This is a genomic window from Neobacillus piezotolerans, from assembly GCF_003362805.1.
GTDB lineage: Bacteria > Bacillota > Bacilli > Bacillales > Cytobacillaceae > Bacillus_D > Bacillus_D piezotolerans.
Genome location: NZ_QNQT01000006.1, coordinates 166530 through 184650, shown reverse-complemented (window position 1 = coordinate 184650; position 18121 = coordinate 166530). Strand labels below are relative to the sequence as shown.

General features: G+C 48.7%; 15 protein-coding genes and 1 other annotated feature (1 of these 16 running past the window's edge). Of the genes, 1 reads left to right on the top strand and 14 read right to left on the bottom strand.

What is annotated here, in order from left to right; genetic code table 11:
- Nucleotides 1-23: 23 nt before the first annotated feature.
- From DRW41_RS14630 to zapA, 12 genes are all read right to left on the bottom strand, one after another.
- On the bottom strand, nt 24-1202 hold the full coding sequence (locus DRW41_RS14630) for a hypothetical protein (RefSeq protein WP_115452746.1): 1179 nt from the start codon (nt 1200-1202) through the stop codon (nt 24-26).
- 188 nt (nt 1203-1390) lie between these two features.
- The gene (trxA, locus tag DRW41_RS14625) at nt 1391-1705 is read right to left on the bottom strand and encodes a thioredoxin (RefSeq protein ID WP_115452745.1); all 315 of its coding nucleotides are present in this window, start codon (nt 1703-1705) and stop codon (nt 1391-1393) included.
- A 178-nt stretch (nt 1706-1883) separates the two neighbouring features.
- The gene (locus tag DRW41_RS14620) at nt 1884-2861 is read right to left on the bottom strand and encodes an electron transfer flavoprotein subunit alpha/FixB family protein (RefSeq protein WP_115452744.1); all 978 of its coding nucleotides are present in this window, start codon (nt 2859-2861) and stop codon (nt 1884-1886) included.
- Between the two features lie 92 nt (nt 2862-2953).
- Nucleotides 2954-3727 carry an electron transfer flavoprotein subunit beta/FixA family protein gene (locus DRW41_RS14615; protein WP_115452743.1) on the bottom strand — a complete coding sequence of 258 codons (774 nt, stop codon included), beginning with the start codon at nt 3725-3727 and terminating at the stop codon, nt 2954-2956.
- A 119-nt stretch (nt 3728-3846) separates the two neighbouring features.
- Nucleotides 3847-4620 (bottom strand): enoyl-CoA hydratase, encoded by a 774-nt coding sequence (locus tag DRW41_RS14610; protein WP_115452742.1) that lies wholly within the window; start codon nt 4618-4620, stop codon nt 3847-3849.
- Nucleotides 4621-4635: 15 nt separating this feature from the next.
- Nucleotides 4636-5247, bottom strand: a complete 612-nt coding sequence (gene fadR, locus DRW41_RS14605; RefSeq protein ID WP_115452799.1) for a fatty acid metabolism transcriptional regulator FadR — start codon at nt 5245-5247, stop codon at nt 4636-4638.
- Between the two features lie 203 nt (nt 5248-5450).
- A complete protein-coding gene (locus DRW41_RS14600) occupies nt 5451-7154 on the bottom strand; it encodes an AMP-binding protein (protein WP_115452741.1) in 1704 nt (567 codons plus the stop codon).
- A gap of 234 nt (nt 7155-7388) precedes the next feature.
- Complete coding sequence (locus DRW41_RS14595) at nt 7389-7793, bottom strand: DUF350 domain-containing protein (RefSeq protein ID WP_115452740.1); 405 nt, start codon at nt 7791-7793, stop codon at nt 7389-7391.
- Nucleotides 7794-7839: 46 nt separating this feature from the next.
- Nucleotides 7840-10197 carry an endonuclease MutS2 gene (locus DRW41_RS14590; protein ID WP_115452739.1) on the bottom strand — a complete coding sequence of 786 codons (2358 nt, stop codon included), beginning with the start codon at nt 10195-10197 and terminating at the stop codon, nt 7840-7842.
- 33 nt (nt 10198-10230) lie between these two features.
- Nucleotides 10231-11943, bottom strand: coding sequence for a DNA polymerase/3'-5' exonuclease PolX (gene polX, locus DRW41_RS14585; RefSeq protein ID WP_115452798.1), 1713 nt, complete (start codon nt 11941-11943; stop codon nt 10231-10233).
- Nucleotides 11944-12032: 89 nt separating this feature from the next.
- On the bottom strand, nt 12033-12575 hold the full coding sequence (locus DRW41_RS14580; RefSeq protein WP_115452738.1) for a CvpA family protein: 543 nt from the start codon (nt 12573-12575) through the stop codon (nt 12033-12035).
- Between the two features lie 2 nt (nt 12576-12577).
- The gene (gene zapA, locus DRW41_RS14575) at nt 12578-12838 is read right to left on the bottom strand and encodes a cell division protein ZapA (protein WP_115452737.1); all 261 of its coding nucleotides are present in this window, start codon (nt 12836-12838) and stop codon (nt 12578-12580) included.
- A gap of 408 nt (nt 12839-13246) precedes the next feature.
- Between zapA and rnhC the strand changes: the two genes are divergently transcribed.
- On the top strand, nt 13247-14206 hold the full coding sequence (gene rnhC, locus DRW41_RS14570; protein WP_115452736.1) for a ribonuclease HIII: 960 nt from the start codon (nt 13247-13249) through the stop codon (nt 14204-14206).
- Between the two features lie 83 nt (nt 14207-14289).
- Here rnhC and pheT read toward each other — a convergent pair whose 3' ends face one another.
- Both pheT and pheS read right to left on the bottom strand, forming a co-directional pair.
- On the bottom strand, nt 14290-16701 hold the full coding sequence (gene pheT, locus DRW41_RS14565) for a phenylalanine--tRNA ligase subunit beta (RefSeq protein ID WP_115452735.1): 2412 nt from the start codon (nt 16699-16701) through the stop codon (nt 14290-14292).
- Nucleotides 16702-16732: 31 nt separating this feature from the next.
- Nucleotides 16733-17770 (bottom strand): phenylalanine--tRNA ligase subunit alpha, encoded by a 1038-nt coding sequence (pheS, locus tag DRW41_RS14560; RefSeq protein WP_115452734.1) that lies wholly within the window; start codon nt 17768-17770, stop codon nt 16733-16735.
- 251 nt (nt 17771-18021) lie between these two features.
- Nucleotides 18022-18121, bottom strand: a binding site (T-box leader) (it continues 140 nt past the right edge of the window).

The window sequence follows — 18121 nt, the reverse complement described above, 5'->3', positions numbered from 1 at the left end:
TTTTCCGGATTGGTTAACGCGGATTATTTGGCGCTGTCAATTACAGATTGAAGGGATGCTTTCAATTCATTAAACAGCTTTTCCCCGGCTGCTTTGTCCTTGGCTTTCGCAGCGTCCACATATGCCTGGGCATTTTCAACAAGGCCATTGTAGCCTTGCTCACCAAGCGATGTTTTCAGGTCGGAACTAATGACATCGATAAACAATGCGCCTTCAAGGGCCGTAATCACCGATTTGTCCTCGCCCCAGCTCTCAATGCTTTCAGTATATTCGTCAATGGCTACCTTTGCAAACCCGCGCACAAACGCTTTGTTGATTGCTGCCGGATCGATTGCCTTCACATCGGATTGAAGATCGAATTGCTTTTCGATGAATGCCCCTTCTTCCGGAGAATGCTTCATAATGTAGGATTTGATCGCCTGGAAGAACGCCCAGCCTTCCGCTTGTTCAACCTTTGCAGCTTCGGCATCCTCTTTTGCTTTGTCAGCAGCCTTTGTTGCATAGCCGTTAGGGAGCGCGCCTGTTGCAAGGTAGAAGGTTTTCATCAATGTTTTATCGACAACCTGTTTCCCAAGCTGGAAGCCAAGCTGGTCATTGGCCCCGATTGCCTTTTCCATTTCATCGAAACCAGCGGAAATCGCGTCTTTCATGGATGTGCCATAAGACGCATCCCTCTTTTCGACAGTGGATTGAATGATGCCGTAAAATTCCTTTGCTTCTTCCATTTCTTCTTTCACTTCATCCGCCTTGCCCCAGTTTTCGGCAACTTCGGAGAATTCATGTTTCATAGATGTATAGAATACCTTTTGCATCAATTTATCAAAAATCTGCTTTACAACCACTTTATCCAGCGAGCCGTCCTTGCCAGCCTGAAGCGCTGTGGTGATTGTCTGGTCAATATTATCTTCAAGCTCCTGGTCCCTCTTTTGGACAAGTCCTTTTAGATTTTCTTCATAGATTTTTGTTACCTTATCAAAATCGACTTCTTTTCCTTCCTTGGCCTTCTCCAATTCTGCCACGGCTTCTTTAAAGCTATCTCCATATGAGATTTCTTCCTTTTCAGCCGATTCGTCCTTTTTATTTGTTTCTTTTTGTTCAGTATTGGATTTTGTAGATGACGAGCTTTCTTCTTTCGAACCGCAAGCGCCAAGGATAAGTGATAATACAGCGAGTGATGCTACCAATTTCACCTTTAAAGACATTTCGATTTCCTCCTGATGACATTTAATTGAAAATGATTATCATTTCTATTTATGATTATAAAAGAGAATGATTCTCATCGTCAACGGTTTAGTGGACAAATTCACAAAACTGACTAAATTGGCAGCTTTTCGTTCATCTTTTCGGCAAAAATAAAACCCCGGCTGGAAAATCCGCCGGGGAATTGATTTTACAAATGGTTTTGCAGAAGGCTCACAAGGTTTTCCTTCGGCTGGTAGCCAACAACCTTGTCAACTTGTTCTCCGTCTTTGAAAACAAGCAAAGTCGGGATGCTCATAACGCCGTATTTCGCGGAAGTTTCAGGGTTTTGGTCAACGTCAAGCTTTACAATTTTCACCTGGTCGGCCATTTCGGAATCAACTTCCTCAAGAACCGGGGCAATCATTTTGCATGGTCCGCACCATGGGGCCCAAAAATCTACAAGAACAAGGCCTGAGCCGATTTCGCCAGCGAAATTCTGGTCTGTTACATTTGAAATTGCCATAAAAAATAGCCTCCTAAATTGATACTAAAATCTACCGAAAGTATACCACCATTCGGAGGTGCATGCTAATAATTTGTTTCTGCTTTAGCCTTCCCGGGCCATGGCAGGGATATTCCCGTGGCTGAAGTCGTTAAAAGGAAAAAGGGCGGGTTACGCCGCCCTTTTTCGAGCTCCAATATTAGGAGTGGATTTTCAGCTTTTTAAATTCTTCCGTCAAAAGCGGAACGACCTCGAACAAGTCTCCGACGATACCATAGTCTGCAACCTTGAAGATGTTCGCCTCAGGGTCCTTGTTAATGGCGACGATCACTTTCGAGTTCGACATCCCTGCCAAGTGCTGGATCGCTCCAGAAATCCCACAGGCAATATAAAGGTCCGGCGTTACCACCTTGCCTGTTTGGCCGATCTGAAGTGAATAGTCGCAATAATCAGCGTCACATGCGCCCCTTGATGCCCCAACCGCGCCGCCGAGAACCTTGGCTAGCTCCTTCAGCGGTTCGAAACCATCAGCGCTCTTTACACCCCGGCCTCCCGCGATAACCACCTTTGCCTCCGAAAGGTCGACTCCCTCGCTTGCTTTCCGGACAACTTCTTTAACGATCGTGCGCAAATCCTTGATCTCCACCGTGACCGCCGCCACCGTTCCGCTTGCGGCTTCATTTTTTTCAAGCGGAGCGATATTATTCGGGCGGATTGTCGCGAAAATCAGCCCATCGGTGATAAATTTCTTTTCAAAAGCCTTTCCGGAATATATTGGCCTTGTGAAAACAAGATTCCCGCCCGCGGCTTCGACCGCGATGGCGTCGGAAATGAGCCCGCTGCCAAGTTTTGCGGCTATTTTTGGTGCCAGGTCCTTGCCCATAGCCGTATGTCCAAGAATCAGGCCCTCTGGCTTTTCTGAGTCAAGAACCGCCAAAAGCGCCTGCGAATAACCGTCCGGCGTATAATTTTTCAGTTTTTCGTCTTCGACTGCAATCACTTTATCCGCTCCATATTGATAAAGCTCAGTACCTAAAGCGCTTACAGCATCTCCGATCAAAACGCCGACTACTTCCCCGCCCTCGGCTACCGTTTTAGCCGCGGCGATTGCTTCAAAGGAAACATTCCTAAGCGAACCATCGCGTACTTCTCCCAATACCAACACTTTTCTCGCCATATCCTCTACCTCCTGCGCTTTATCATTCAGCTTGGGTTCCAAATTTAATTTAGTCCTAAAATCGTTTTTCGCCTCGGCGAAATATGTGAGGTTTAAATGACTTTTGCTTCGGAATGAAGGAGCTGGGTAAGTTCTTTTACCTGATCCTGCAAATCACCTTGAAGGATGCGCCCTGCTTCTTTCTTTGGCGGCATAAAGATTTCGATTGTTTTTGTTTTCGCCTCGACATCGTCTTCTTCAAGATCAAGGTCATCCAATTCCAGTTCATCAAGCGGTTTCTTTTTTGCTTTCATGATTCCCGGAAGCGATGGGTACCGTGGATCGTTCAGTCCTTGCTGGGCGGTCACGAGCAAAGGAAGGGATGCCTCAACCACTTCGGAATCGCCTTCGATGTCACGGACGATTTTCGCGGTTCCTCCGTCAATTTCAAGCTTGGTGATGGTCGTTACATACGGGATGCCCAGTAGTTCCGCAACTCGGGGCCCAACCTGTCCGGACCCGCCATCGATGGCGACATTCCCGCCAAGGATGAGGTCAGCTTCCTTGTCTTTTAAAAATTCGGCGAGAATTTTCGCTGTTGTAAATTGGTCGCCGTTTTCAACATCATCTTCCGTGTTAATCAGGACGGCTTTATCCGCCCCCATTGCCAATGCGGTCCGCAGCTGTTTTTCAGCCTCTTCAGTCCCGACTGTCACAACAGTTACTTCACCGCCTTGTGCATCACGCACCCGGATTGCTTCTTCGATGGCGTATTCGTCATACGGATTGATAATGAATTCCGCGCCATCCTCATTGATTTTGCCGCCGGACAACGAAATCTTTTCTTCCGTGTCAAATGTCCTTTTCATCAGCACAAAAATATTCATACTTTTTACCCCTCCCAAAGTTCAGTTGATTTCTGCGTGTTTGATAGAATAGATGTTTTATAACGGTAAAACGCTTTCAAAATTTCCTGAAAGCCGGGTAGGAATCCCGGTTTAAGGTTTTATTCGCCTTTGAATTCCGGTTCGCGTTTTTCGATGAACGCCCGGATGCCTTCCTGGCCGTCCTCCGACATGAAAACCTGGCCAAACAGCTCCGCTTCCCTGTCAACACCATGATAAAATTCTTCCGTCTTTGAATAGTTCAAAAGCTCAATGGCTGCTTTTAGCGAGCCAGTGCTTTTTTTGGCGATCTTTTTGGCCATTGTGAAGGCATGGTCCAAAAGTTCTTCCTCAGGATAGGCGTGGTTCGCCAGTCCAAACTGCACAGCTTCCAGCCCTGTTATGGGTTCGGAAGTAAACAGCATTTCGGCCGCTCGAGCCGTTCCAACAAATTTAGGGAGCCTTTGAGAACCGGCAAAGCCCGGAATTAGGCCAAGCTGAAGCTCGGGAAGCCCGAGTTTCGCTGTTTCGCTGACAAGGCGGAAATGGCAGGCCATGGCCAGTTCAAGCCCGCCACCGAGCGCAGCCCCATGGATGGCCGCTATAATCGGCTTTGAATACTTCTCCATCCTGTCAAACAAATTTTGTCCAAGGCGGGCAAGGTCGGAGAAGTCCTCAGCGGATGTAATCGTTGTAAATTCCTTTATGTCCGCCCCTGCGGAAAAAAACCTTCCTTCACCGCGAAGCAGGAGAACCTTAATTTCCTTATCCGTTTCAATTTCGTCCAGGATGGATGAAAGCTCTTTCAAAACGTGGGATGATAGTGCGTTTGCCGGCGGTCGCTGGATTACAACCTCCGCGATGCCGCCCTCATTTGACCATTTTAAAAATTCCAAACAAATCCCCCCTCATTAGACTTGGCTGGCGGAAGGCCCGGATGTGCCCGCTCCGCATCCATTCAAAAGCAGTTCATGGATAGGAATACTCAATGTGTTCAGCTCGTACTTTTGCTCATTCATAATCCATGTGGTGACCGTTTCATCGATTGTCCCGAAAATCATCTGTCGCGCGAGGCGGATATCGAGCGATCGGGAAAATTCTCCATTTTGTTTGCCCTCAAGCAGGATTTCGTCGATGAGTTTCATATACCCTTTCAGCACCTCGTTGATTTTAAGCCGCAACTCTTTGTTCGACTGCCTCAATTCAAGCTGTGTGACAATCGCAAGGTCCCTGTCCTCGGAAAGCATCCGGAAATGGGAATCAATCAATAGTAATAACTTCTCTGCCGCCGACTCTTTTCCTGCTATGACAGGCTCGATTTTTTCAATATACGATCCCATCTTTTCTTCGAATAAAGAAATGAGGATATCTTCCTTGTTTTTAAAATACAGGTAAATCGTCCCGTCCGCCACTCCCGCCTGCTTCGCAATCCGCGAAACCTGAGCCTGGTGGTAGCCGTTTTCGGCAATAACGGAAACAGCGGCATCAATGATTTGCATGTATTTGGGCCTGTTTTTCTTCACCACTATTTACCCTCCTCCGAAGAACACGACACATGAAATGAATGAACAATCATTCATAATTTAATAATAAAACCACCTTGATTTTTCTGTCAAGCAGCCGATGTTCCGCGATATGGGGCCGCTGATACTTCTATCATATAATGAACCCGAAAAAAAGGGAAATCCGGTAAAAGGAAAAAGGGAGCCGTCAAGCGGCTCCCCTTCTATGCATGCTTTTGTTCATCCTCCTGAAGCTTTTTCCTCTCTTCATCTACGAGTGCGCGCCTGAGGATTTTACCGACAGCGGTCTTGGGCAGTTCTTTTCTGAACTCATAAATCCTCGGTGCCTTGAATGAAGCGAGATGCTTGCGTGCGAATTCGTCCAGTTCCTCTTCTGAGGCGGTGGCGCCCTCCTTAAGGACAATGTACGCCTTGACTGTTTCGCCCCTATACGGGTCTGGGACGCCCGCGGCGACCGCTTCCTGGATGGCAGGATGCTCATAAAGGACTTCTTCAATTTCCCTTGGATAAATATTAAAGCCACCAGCGATAATCATATCCTTCTTCCTGTCGACAACATAGAAATAGCCGTCTTCATCCATATAACCCAAATCGCCGGTCAAAAGCCAGCCATCCCTGAGCGTCATGGCCGTTTCTTCGGGACGGTTCCAATATCCCTTCATTACTTGTGGGCCTTTAACGGCAATTTCGCCTATTTCTCCGGGCGGAAGGCGCTCGCCGTTTTCGAGCGAAAAAATCACCGCGTCCGTATCAGGCCATGGGACGCCAATGCTTCCCTTAATCCTTGGCCGATCCCAAAGGAAATTTGAGTGGGTTACCGGTGAAGATTCCGTCAGTCCATATCCCTCAACGAGCTTCCCGCCTGTCACTTCCTCGAATTCCTGCTGAACTTCAGCAGGGAGCGGAGCGGAGCCGCTGATGCACGAATCAATCGATGACAAATCATATTTATTCAAGTCCGGATGGTTCAGAAGGCCGATATAGATGGTCGGCGCTCCGGGGAATAGGGTTGGCTTTTGCTTTTGGATCGTCTTGAGCGTTGTGTCCGGATCGAATTTAGGCAGCAGGATCATTTTATACCCCTGCATGATTGAGAGGACCATCACTGCCATCATTCCATATACATGGAAAAATGGAAGAATTCCTAGGACCCGTTCTTCGCCGGGCCGGCATTTGTACAGCCATCTGTTGCACATCAACACATTAGCGGCGAGATTTTTATGGGTAATCATGACTCCTTTCGGAAAACCCGTCGTACCACCCGTATACTGGAGGAGGGCAAGATCCTCGTCGAAATCGATTGGATATTCTTCAATGTCGGTTGCCGGCTTATTCAGGATTTCTGTCAGTAAATGGTTGCTTCCCTCATGCTTTACCTTAACAACGATCCCGTATTGTTTTTTCTGGATGAAAGGGTACACAAGGTTTTTCGGGAATGGGAGAAAGTCTTTGATAGCGGTTACAATAATGTGCTTCAAATCAGTCTTATGGAAGACTTTCGAAACACGCGGATACAATATGTCGAGGGTGATAATCGCAAGCGCGCCGGAATCCTTCATTTGGTATTCCAGTTCGCGTTCCATGTATAGAGGGTTTGTTGGCACGACAACCCCTCCAGCAAGCAGAATTCCATAGAATCCAATGACTGCCTGGGGAGTGTTTGGGAGCATGACAGCGACCCTGTCGCCTTTTTTAATCCCGAGCTTTTGCAAGTAGGCGGCCAATTTTTCAGCGCTTTCCCTTATTTCCCTGAATGTGAGCTCTTTTCCCATAAAGTGGATGGCCGGTTTTCCCGGGAATTCCTCGGCGGATTTTATCAGGTAGCTCTGCAGTGAATCTGTCGGGTACTCGATGGATGCGGGGATTTCCTCCGGATAATGCTTGAGCCAAGGCTTTATCTCAATCATGGGTACCTCCTTGGTAATGCAAATTTTTTAAAAATTCCATCTATTTATTCCATTATAATCCATCCAGCCCAAATCCACAAACAGATGCCTCATCTTCACATTAAAAAGGACCGCTGCTCCATCAGCGGTCCCTACTTTACGCGAAAAACGCCATATAAATGATTCCAATCAGCACAAATAAGCCGCAAAGGCCCAACAATACTTTCGCAAGTGTTTCCACTTTGTATCCTCCGTTTAGATTCCAGCTCCGACTATAAACGATAGTCCGATGGAAATCACCATTGATATAAACCCGACGGCGCGGTTGTCTTTTTCAATTTCTTCGTCGACATTGAACTTTGGGGTAAGGAATTCAAAAATGAAATAGCCGGCCAGCAGGAGGGAAAAACCATACACGCCCCAGCCAATCATTGCCAGGACCGAAGCATGTTCCTCAATCGCATGCCTGAAAATATTCGCGATCCCGAAAATTTTACCGCCGGTCGCCATGGACACGGCCACATTTCCCTTTTTGATTTCCTCCCAATTCTTATACTTCGTAACCAGTTCAAACGCAGCCAGAAATAGGACAAGGCAAAGTATGACAAGGCTATAGTAGGCTGCGATCTGGATAAATTCATTTTGCCAAAAGCTTTCCATACCATTTAGCTCCCCAACCGTAATTTAAACAATTTCTCCCCAACCGTTACTTAAACTCGGCGATTGTAACACCGGTCCCGCCTTCACCGGCGTCGCCAAACCGGATTTTTTTGACGGACCGGTGGTTCCGCAAGTATTCCTGTACTCCCTGTCTTAAAGCCCCGGTGCCTTTCCCGTGGATGATGGACACCCTTGGATAACCAGCGAGGAGCGCGTCATCAATGTACTTTTCGACCTTGAAGAGCGCATCTTCGTATCGTTCGCCGCGCAAATCCAGCTCAAGCGAGACATGGGCGTCCCTGCCTCTGACGATTGCCATCGGCTTTACTTCCTTTTGTTTTGGCGTATTGATGTATTCGAGGTCCTTTTCGGCAACTTTCATTTTTAAGATGCCGATTTGTACTTGCCATTCGTTGTTGGACGTTTTTTCCAGAAGAATTCCCTTTTGGTCAAAAGTGATGACTTTGACCTCATCGCCAGGCGAGAAGGCATGCAGGGCGGCTTTTTTCGCACCTGGCTTTTCTGTCTTTTTCACCTTTGGGGCAGCCCCGGCGAGCCGCTGCCTTGCGTCAATCAGTTCATGCTCCTTGATTTCAGCGTTCTTCTCAAGCCTCATCCTTCTTAGGTCGCCAATGATTTCTTCCGCTTCTTCGGCTGCTTTTTCGACAAGCTTGCCGGCTTTTTCGGCGGCTTTTTCCATCATGGTGTCCCGCTGTTCATAGAATTCGATAAGCTGTTTCTGCAAATCGGCATGGAGCTTTTCTGCCTGCTTTCGTAATTCGTGGGCTTCCGCAAGTTCGATTTCGGCATCCCGCCTGCTCGATTCAAGTTTCGATATCATATTATCGATTTGTGAGCTGTCTTCGCTTACCTGGGATTTCGCATTTTCAATGACACGTTCATTCAGTCCAAGCCTGCGCGAGATCTCAAAGGCATTGCTTCGCCCCGGGACGCCAAGCAAAAGCCTATACGTTGGGCTTAACGTCTCGATGTCAAATTCGACACTTGCATTCATGACACCTTCACGGTTATACCCGTACGCTTTCAATTCAGGGTAGTGGGTAGTGGCAATCACCCTCGCTCCCCGCTTGTAGACTTCGTCCAAAATGGAAATCGCCAGCGCCGCCCCTTCCTGCGGGTCGGTTCCTGCCCCAAGCTCATCAAAAAGCACAAAGCTGTTATAGTCCGCATTGTTAAGGATGTCGACAATATTAACCATATGGGAAGAAAACGTACTTAAGCTCTGCTCGATGGACTGTTCATCGCCAATGTCCGCATATACCGCGTTGAATACGGCAAGCTCCGATCCGTCCAGGGCTGGTATTTGAAGGCCCGACTGCGCCATCAGTGTACATAGGCCGACTGTTTTCAGCGTTACCGTCTTACCGCCTGTATTCGGCCCGGTGATGACAATTGTCGTATACTCTTTTCCAAGCATAATATCATTCGGGACGACTTCATCCATTGGTATCAATGGGTGGCGCGCTTTGTACAGCGCAATTCGGCCCTCATTGTTCATTGTTGGCTTCGACCCTTTAATCGTCCGGCTATAGCGCGCTTTCGCGAAAATGAAGTCAAGTTCGCCAAGCACATCGGAAATGACCCTTAATTCAGCACTGTATTCCGCGGCCTTCGCCGAGAGTTCCGAAAGGATCCGTTCGATTTCAAGCTGCTCTTTTACCCGGATTTCCTGGACCTGGTTGTTCAGCTGGACAATCGACTGAGGCTCAATGAACAGCGTTTGGCCGGATGAGCTTTGGTCATGGATGATTCCGCCATAATGGCCCCTGTATTCCTGCTTGACCGGGATGACGAATCGGTCGTTCCGGATGGTGATGATTGCGTCGGACAGCATTTTCTGTGCGCTGGATGAACGGATCATGCTTTCAAGTTTTTCACGGACCCTCGACTCGTTCGATCTGAGCTGCTGGCGAAGCGCCCTTAAAGCGTCACTCGCTGTGTCGAGCACTTCCCCACTTTCGTCAATTGCCATTTTGATTGCCTGTTCCAGTTCCGCGAGCGGAATGATTCTATTTGTGTAGTCGAGCAAATGCGGGACATTGGTTCTGTCCTCATGGAGGTTTTCGATAAATCGTTTGATTTGCCTGCTCGCCGAAATGGTGCTTGCGATTTGGACGAGTTCTGCCGGGCTTAGCGTCCCGCCGATTTCCGCCCTTTTGATATGCGCGCGTATATCATGGATACCCGACAGCGGCACATTGCCTTTCAGGCGAAGCGCCGTTGCTGCCTCATCCGTTTCCTCCTGGAGCCTTTGGACTTCTTCAAAATCGGAAGACGGGATAAGCCTGGAAATTTTATCGCGGCCGAGCGGTGAAGCCGCATGGCCCATCAGCTGTTCCCTGACTTTGAAAAACTCAAGGACTTTTAACGTTCTTTCCTGCATGGAGAAACCTCTCCTTTTTGCCTAAGTGTGTTGTCAGCTTCTGTGGTGCAAAAATTGGAGCAAATCATCCAATTTGTAAGTATTCAGTACAGAGCTGCTTTTAATCCAGCCTTTCCTGGCCGCCGCGACGCCGATGCCCATATGGCTAAGCATCGCGGTTTTATGCGCATCCGTATTGATGACGATCTTAACTCCGGCCTCCTCCGCCTTTTTCAAATGGACATACGAGAGGTCGAGCCGATGCGGATTCGCATTCAATTCCAGCGCGGTATTCGTTTCTTTTGCAATGTCGATCAGCATCGGGATATCCACATCATAGCCGTCCCTCCGGCCGATCAGCCTGCCTGTTGGGTGGGCAATGATATCAACATTCGGATTTTCAAGTGCCGCCCTCAGCCTCATCATGATTTTTTCACGGGGCTGCGAAAAAGCGGAGTGAATCGACGCAATGACAATATCAAGCTCTTTCAACAGATCATCATCGTAATCGAGCGACCCATCCGGGAGAATGTCCATTTCGATTCCAGTCAGGATTTTAAAATCGGTATATTTTTCATTAAGGCGTTTTATTTCCTCAATTTGTTCACGGATGCGTTCCGGAGTCAGGCCGTTCGCAACCCGTAAAAACTGGGAGTGGTCAGTGATGGCGATGTGCGAATAGCCCATGGCCCTGCAGGCTTCCGCCATTTCTTCAATCGTATGGGCGCCATCGCTCCATGTCGAGTGCATATGAAGGTCCGATTTTATGTCTAGTATGTCCACAAGCCCCATATCAGGTGAATAAATTTCTACCTCACGGCCATCTTCCCGAATTTCCGGCGGAATGAAAGGAAGCCCGAAATGGGCATAAAAGTCAGTTTCCGAATCGAAAGTTTTTATCCCGTCCTCAGTTTCAACCCCATACTCGCTGATTTTTTCGCCGCGCTCCTTTGCAAGCTGCCTCATCCGCACATTGTGGTCCTTTGAACCTGTGAAGTGATGGAGCGCGGTTGCAAACTCTTCGCGTGCGACCATTCGGAAATCCGCGGAGATATCATATTCGAATCCGAACGTTACCGATACTTTTGTATCCCCCGCGCCGATAACTTCCTTTATATCGGGAAGCGAAAGTATCTGTTCCCTGACCGATTCAGGGCTGTTTGTCGCGATGATGAAATCAAGGTCCTTGACCGTTTCCGCCCATCGTCTGATGCTGCCTGCTTTCGAGTATTGCTCAATGCCATCCATCTCGGCCAATTGCGCTTCGATTTTTGCCGCAATCGGAAGCATATAGGCGAGCGGCAGCCTCTCCGGGCGTTCGCCAGCCTTTTCAATCGCTGAAAGGATTTTTTCTTCCGATTTTTTCCCGAAGCCCGGCAGTTCGGATATTTTATGCATCCGGCAGGCTTCCTCCAGGTCCGCGATATCTTCAATCCCGAGCATTTCATGGAGCTTGGCCAGTTTCTTGCCGCCAAGCCCCGGCAGCTTCAGCAGGGGAACAAGCCCTGCGGGAACTTCTTCCTGCAATTCTTTTAAAACGGAGGAACCGCCCTCCTGGATGTATTCCTCGATTACCGCGGCCGTCCCTTTCCCAATACCGGGAATGGCGGTAAAATCCGTAATGCCCGTAAGGCTTCTGTTATCCGTCTCAAGGGCGAAAGCGGCTTTCCGGAATGCCGAAACCTTGAACGGGTTTTCCCCTTTCAGCTCCAGATACACAGCAATCGTTTCAAGAAGGGCAATGACGTCTTTTTTATTTTTTTCCATCCCAATCAGCACCTGCCTTATCAGTTGTACGAAAATACCAGGATAAAGTTCCATTAAAGAAAGAAGAACTCCCCTGCTGTCAGAGAAGTTCAAGCAGCTACATATTCTATCCACAATTCCTTCAATTGCTGCGAAATAACCGGGGTATGCTTGATGATTGCTTCCGCAATGACCGATTCCTCAAGTGGCTTCTGGATGACATCCATCGGGACAAGCGCGGCAATATAAAGGAGTAATAGGAGAACCAAATACACCTCCGCGGCTCCAAGCAATCCGCCAGCCCAAACATTCAACGTCCTTAGGATGGGAAGATGAGCGATGAAGTCGAACATTGAACCGATGATTTGAACGAGCACTTTTACCGCAAAGAAGATGGCGATAAAAGCGAACGCCCTGTAATAGGCTTCTTCCATATTGCCGGAAGTTCCAAATACTGAAAGCGGGGAAGAATCGCCAAGTGAAGGATAAGGAATCCACAGCTTCAGCTTCGGGGCGAAACTATCGTAGTACATATAGGCGACTATGTAGGCGACGACAAACCCTGCCAGATGAAACAACTGCAGGATAAACCCGCGTTTAAGGCCGATTAAAAAGCCCATAATGAAAAGAATGATAAGTGCCAAATCAAGCATTTTTATTCGTGTTCCCTTTCCAAATCTGATTTAAGCCGTTCAAGCTCGTCTTTCAGTTTAATAAAGTCATTGACAGCATTCACTGCGGTAAGGACAGCCAGTTTGTTCACATCAAGTGAAGGATTCTTGGAACCGATTTCCCGCATTTTATCATCGACGAGCGACGCGACAAGCCTTACATGGCTCGAGCTTTCCGGCCCAATAATTGTATATTGCTGGCCATATATATCGACCGTTGTCCGGTTTTTATTGATATTCGACACGTAGTTGCCTCCATTCAAAGAATCCTATTCCTTATCATAACATGAACGGGCTTTGCTGGAAAAGCGAAATAGAAGCCAGTCCGCTTGAAGGGACACACGCGGGGTTTGTCGATAATTGGACTGCCATTTAGGACTCGCGAAAGTATGGTAAAATAAGCTGATAAATAGGTTGAACCAAAAAATTTATCCGCTAATGTAACCTTGCGGTTGATTTCCGCTACGGGCACACGCTTTCCACGGGGCGTCAGTGGAGCCTCCTCGGCGCTAGCGCCTGTGGGGTCTCCACCTTGCCGCTACATCCCGCTGGAGTCGGTGCCCTCCGCTCCAATCAACTTACATTCCAAATAAATAGTGTGTATAAATTTATTTCAACCATATAAGTGAATTTTCCAAAAGGGGTGCTACGTTTTGGGCCACGCTGTCATTCTCGCTTCACAAACTGAAATAGCAAAATTGAAAGAGCATTATTCGCAATTCTTACTGGATAAACTCCCCACCGGCAGCGTGTTTTCGGCAAAAACGCCTTCCTGCACGATTACAGCCTACAAATCCGGCAAGGTCCTTTTCCAAGGGGCAGCGGCCGAGAGCGAGGCGGCACGATGGAACGGCCTCATGCCTTCTCAGTCAGCCGCTGCTAAAAAAACTACTGCATCGAAGCCAGCGCCCGGTTCGCATTTACCCCCCAATTTTGGCCATTTGTCCGTCATCGGCTCTGACGAAGTGGGAACAGGCGACTTCTTCGGGCCAATTACCGTGGTAGCGGCCTATGCGAGACAACAGGACCTTCCCCTTCTGAAGGAGCTTGGGGTCCGGGATTCAAAAGACCTGAACGACGAAAAGATCATTTCCATTGCAAAGGACATAAAGAACGTCATTCCGTTCAGCCTGCTCACCCTACATAATGAAAAGTACAACGAGCTACAGCAATCGGGAATGACGCAGGGGAAAATGAAAGCAATCCTTCACAATCAGGCGCTGAACCACCTTCTTGGAAAAATCGCCCCCGAAAAACCGGAAGCGATCCTTGTCGACCAGTTTGCCAAGCCTGAAATTTACTACGCCCACCTTAGGGGGCAAAAAACAGTTGTCCGCGAAAATGTATTTTTCAGCACTAAAGCAGAGGGACTGCACCTTTCAGTCGCAGCAGCATCGATCCTAGCAAGATATGCGTTCATACGGCACTTTGAGAAACTCGGTGAAGAGACTGGGTTTACCATTCCAAAGGGAGCTGGCACAAAAGTGGACGAAGCAGCCGCCAAACTAATTTTGGCCAAAGGGCAATCCGCCCTGCCCCATTTCGTCAAACTGCATTTTGCGAATACACAAAAAGCTATGGCGCTGGTTGCCAAAAGAAGGGGAAAGTTTTAGCCGATGCCAGCTAAAATGACAAGAGCCGTACCCAAGCGGGTAGCGGCTCTTTTTGTTCAATCATTATCTTCAACTTTTTAAATTTATCCCCTCAGGACGGCGCCAGCCTGCTCCTTGAGAGCTTCAAGCACCTTTTCATGCACCTTTGTTACCTCTTCATCCGTAAGCGTCCGTTCAGGATTCGCATACTTCAATGAGAAGGCAATCGATTTCTTGCCGGCTTCCATATTCGCGCCTTCGTAAAGGTCGAACACGGATGCTTCCTTCAATAGCGGCTTGCCCGCCTCGAGGATGATGCTGCGCAGTTTTCCTGCCGGCGTTTCTTTATCGGCGACAAGCGCGATGTCCCTTGTGATGGACGGGAACCTTGGTATTGGCTCATAGTGAAGCGGCTCAATTCCAGCTTCCAGCAATTCGCCTAGCTTCAATTCGAACACGTACGTATCCTTCAAATCAAGCTCTTTTTGTACGGTAGGATGAATTTGGCCGATGAAGCCGATGCGTTTTCCATCGAGCAAAATGTCGGCAGTCCTTCCAGGGTGCATGCCGTCAAGCTGAACTTGCACGAACTCAACGCGTCCATCAAGGCCAAGTTTTTCGGAAAGACCTTCTAGGATTCCTTTAAGGACGTAGAAATCAACTGGCTTTTTTTCGCCCTGCCATGGGTTTGAAACCCAAAGCCCTGTTACAGCGGCCGCGAGGTGTTCTTCTTCGACCGGAAGCTCTTCACCTTTGGAAAGGAACACGGCTCCTGTTTCATAAACGGCTAGGCTATCCGCCTGGCGCGCGCCATTGTATTTCAATACTTCCAGAAGCTGCGGCACGATGCTTAGGCGCAGCAGGCTCCGTTCTTCACTCATCGGCATCGCAAGTTTAATCGCATCCGTTTTTTCAAGCGCATATTGGGCAACCTTTTCTTCACTTGTTAGTGAATAGGTTACAGCCTGGTATAGCCCGGCGCCTTCAAGATAGCGGCGTACCACACGGCGTTTCGCCTGGTAAGAAGTCAATTTCCCGGCAGATTGCTCGCCAGCCGGAAGGGTTTTCGGAATGTTGTCGTATCCGTAAAGGCGGGCAACTTCCTCGATCAAGTCCTCTTCAATCGTAATATCGCCGCGGCGGGTCGGAACAACGACAGTCACGGTATCACCTTCAACAGATGCGTCGAACTTCAGCCTAGCGAAAATATCTTTCACTTCATCGATTGAAAGCTGCATTCCAAGGAAGGAGTTCAGTTTTTCCATTGTTATTGAAACGACAGCCGGTTCCACTTTTAGTGCATCAACTTCGACAGTGCCTTCAAGGATAGTGCCACCGGCGTACTCGGACATGAGTGCCGCTGCCCTTTCACCAGCTTCGCGCACCCGATTTGGGTCAACGCCTTTTTCGAACCTGGCGCTTGCTTCGCTGCGAAGGCCGTGGTCCTTCGACGCTTTCCTGATCGTGCCTCCTGTAAAATAGGCGGCCTCAAGCAGGACAGTCGTTGTAGCTGAATCCACTTCCGAATTCGCTCCGCCCATCACGCCTGCAATGGCGACAGGCTCTGTTCCATTTGTGATAACGAGGTGATCTGTTGTAAGCGTCCGCTTCGCATCATCGAGCGTAACAATCGTTTCGCCATCATGCGCGCGACGGACAAGGATTTCCTTCGAGCCAAGCTTATCATAGTCGAACGCATGGAGTGGCTGGCCGTATTCAAGCAAAATATAGTTTGTAATGTCGACAACATTGTTGTGCGGGCGGATGCCTGCTGCCATAAGGCGTGTCTGCATCCAAAGAGGCGACGGACCGATTTTGACATTCTTGATTACTTTCGCCGCGTATAACGGATTATCTTCCGTCGCTTCGACGGTTACTTTAATGTAATCGGAAGCTTTTTCGCCTGCTTCGTCCAGCTTGATTTCAGGGAACATTACTTCCCTTCCCAAAATTGCGCCGACCTCATAAGCAACCCCAAGCATGCTTAGGCAGTCCGCCCTGTTTGGAGTAAGTCCGAGTTCAAGGACCTTGTCATCCCTGTTAAGTGCCGCGATGGCGTCTTCACCAGGCGTCACGCTTTCCGGGAAAACGAAGATACCTTCCGCGTATTCCTTCGGGACAATTTTGCCTTCCATGCCAAGCTCCTGCAGCGAGCAGATCATTCCGTTCGATTCTTCGCCACGCAGTTTCGCTCTTTTAATTTTGAAATTCCCTGGCAGGACCGCTCCAGATTTTGCGACGGCTACCTTTTGCCCTTTTGCAACGTTCGGCGCGCCGCAAATGATTTGGACCGGGGATTCCTCGCCAATATCAACAAGGCATTTGCTCAGCTTATCCGCATTAGGGTGCTGTTCGCGCTCGAGGACATGCCCGATTACGACACCTGTGATTCCTTCGTTAAGAGTTTCTACACCCTCAACCTCTATTCCGCTCTTCGTAATTTTTTCAGCAAGCTCTTCAGCCGTTACGCCGGATAAATCGACATAATCTTGGAGCCATTTATATGAAACAAACATGTTTAAAGCCTCCCATTTTCAAAAATTGAATCTATTCCTGCCTTGAAAATTGCTTCAAGAATCTAATGTCGTTCGTATAGAAATGGCGGATGTCGTCAATTCCGTACTTCAGCATCGCAATCCGCTCAGGTCCCATGCCGAATGCAAATCCTGTATATTTTTTCGAGTCATAGCCGGCCATTTCAAGGACGTTCGGATGAACCATGCCAGCGCCGAGGATTTCAATCCAGCCGGTTCCTTTGCAGACGCTGCAGCCGTGGCCGCCGCAAATCTTGCATGAAATGTCCATTTCCACGGATGGTTCGGTGAACGGGAAGAAACTAGGGCGCAGCCTGATTTCGCGGTCATCGCCGAACATTTTTTTCGCAAACTCGGCAAGCGTTCCTTTCAAATCGCTCATCCGGATATTTTCACCGACAACTAGCCCTTCGATTTGCATGAACTGATGAGAATGCGTTGCATCATCGTTGTCGCGGCGATACACTTTCCCCGGGCAGATGATTCGGATTGGGCCTTCGCCGCCCTGCTTTTCCATCGTCCTTGCCTGGACAGGCGAAGTATGGGTGCGAAGCAATGTTTCTTCAGTAATATAAAAGGAATCCTGCATATCGCGCGCCGGATGGCCTTTTGGCAGGTTAAGGGCTTCAAAGTTGTAATAATCCTTTTCAACTTCCGGCCCTTCGGCGATTTGATAACCCATTCCGATGAACAGGTCTTCGATTTCTTCAATAATTTTCGTTAATGGGTGATGGCTTCCGGTCTTGACCGGCCTGCCTGGCAATGTCACGTCGATTGTTTCCGAAGCCAAACGCTCATTGACAGCCGCTTCTTCAAGCTGTTGCTGCTTGGCGGAAATTTCCGCTTCAATCGCTTCGCGCACCTCGTTGACAAGCGCCCCCATTTCGGGGCGTTCTTCCGCGGACAGCTTGCCCATTCCGCGCAGCACCTCTGTAATCGGCCCTTTTTTGCCGAGATAGGCGACGCGGACATCGTTCAGTTCTTTCAGGCTTGACGCCTGGGCCACTTTTTCAATGGCTTCATTTTGCAATTCCGTCAATCTTTCCTGCATGGATATATTCCTCCTTTTATCAATCAGGGCTAAGTACAGTGCACTTTCAGGCAAGAACAAAATGCGCAAGCGCCTTGGTCAGCCCCGACAAGCATAAGACGGGGCCCGCAGGACGGGCCTGCCCTCCGGAGGGAACCGGCTTATGACCTCGAGGGGCTAGGCGCTGGAGCTGGATTACAATAACTTATTTCGAGTTGCCCACAATGTTCGATTTTAAAATTGCCTAAAAAACAAAAAAAGCCCCATCCCAAATAAGGGACGAGGCTTGTGTTCGCGGTACCACCCTTGTAAACACGTATGTATAGAACATTCGTGTTCGCTTCATTGAGATAACGGCTTCTGCCGGCGCAC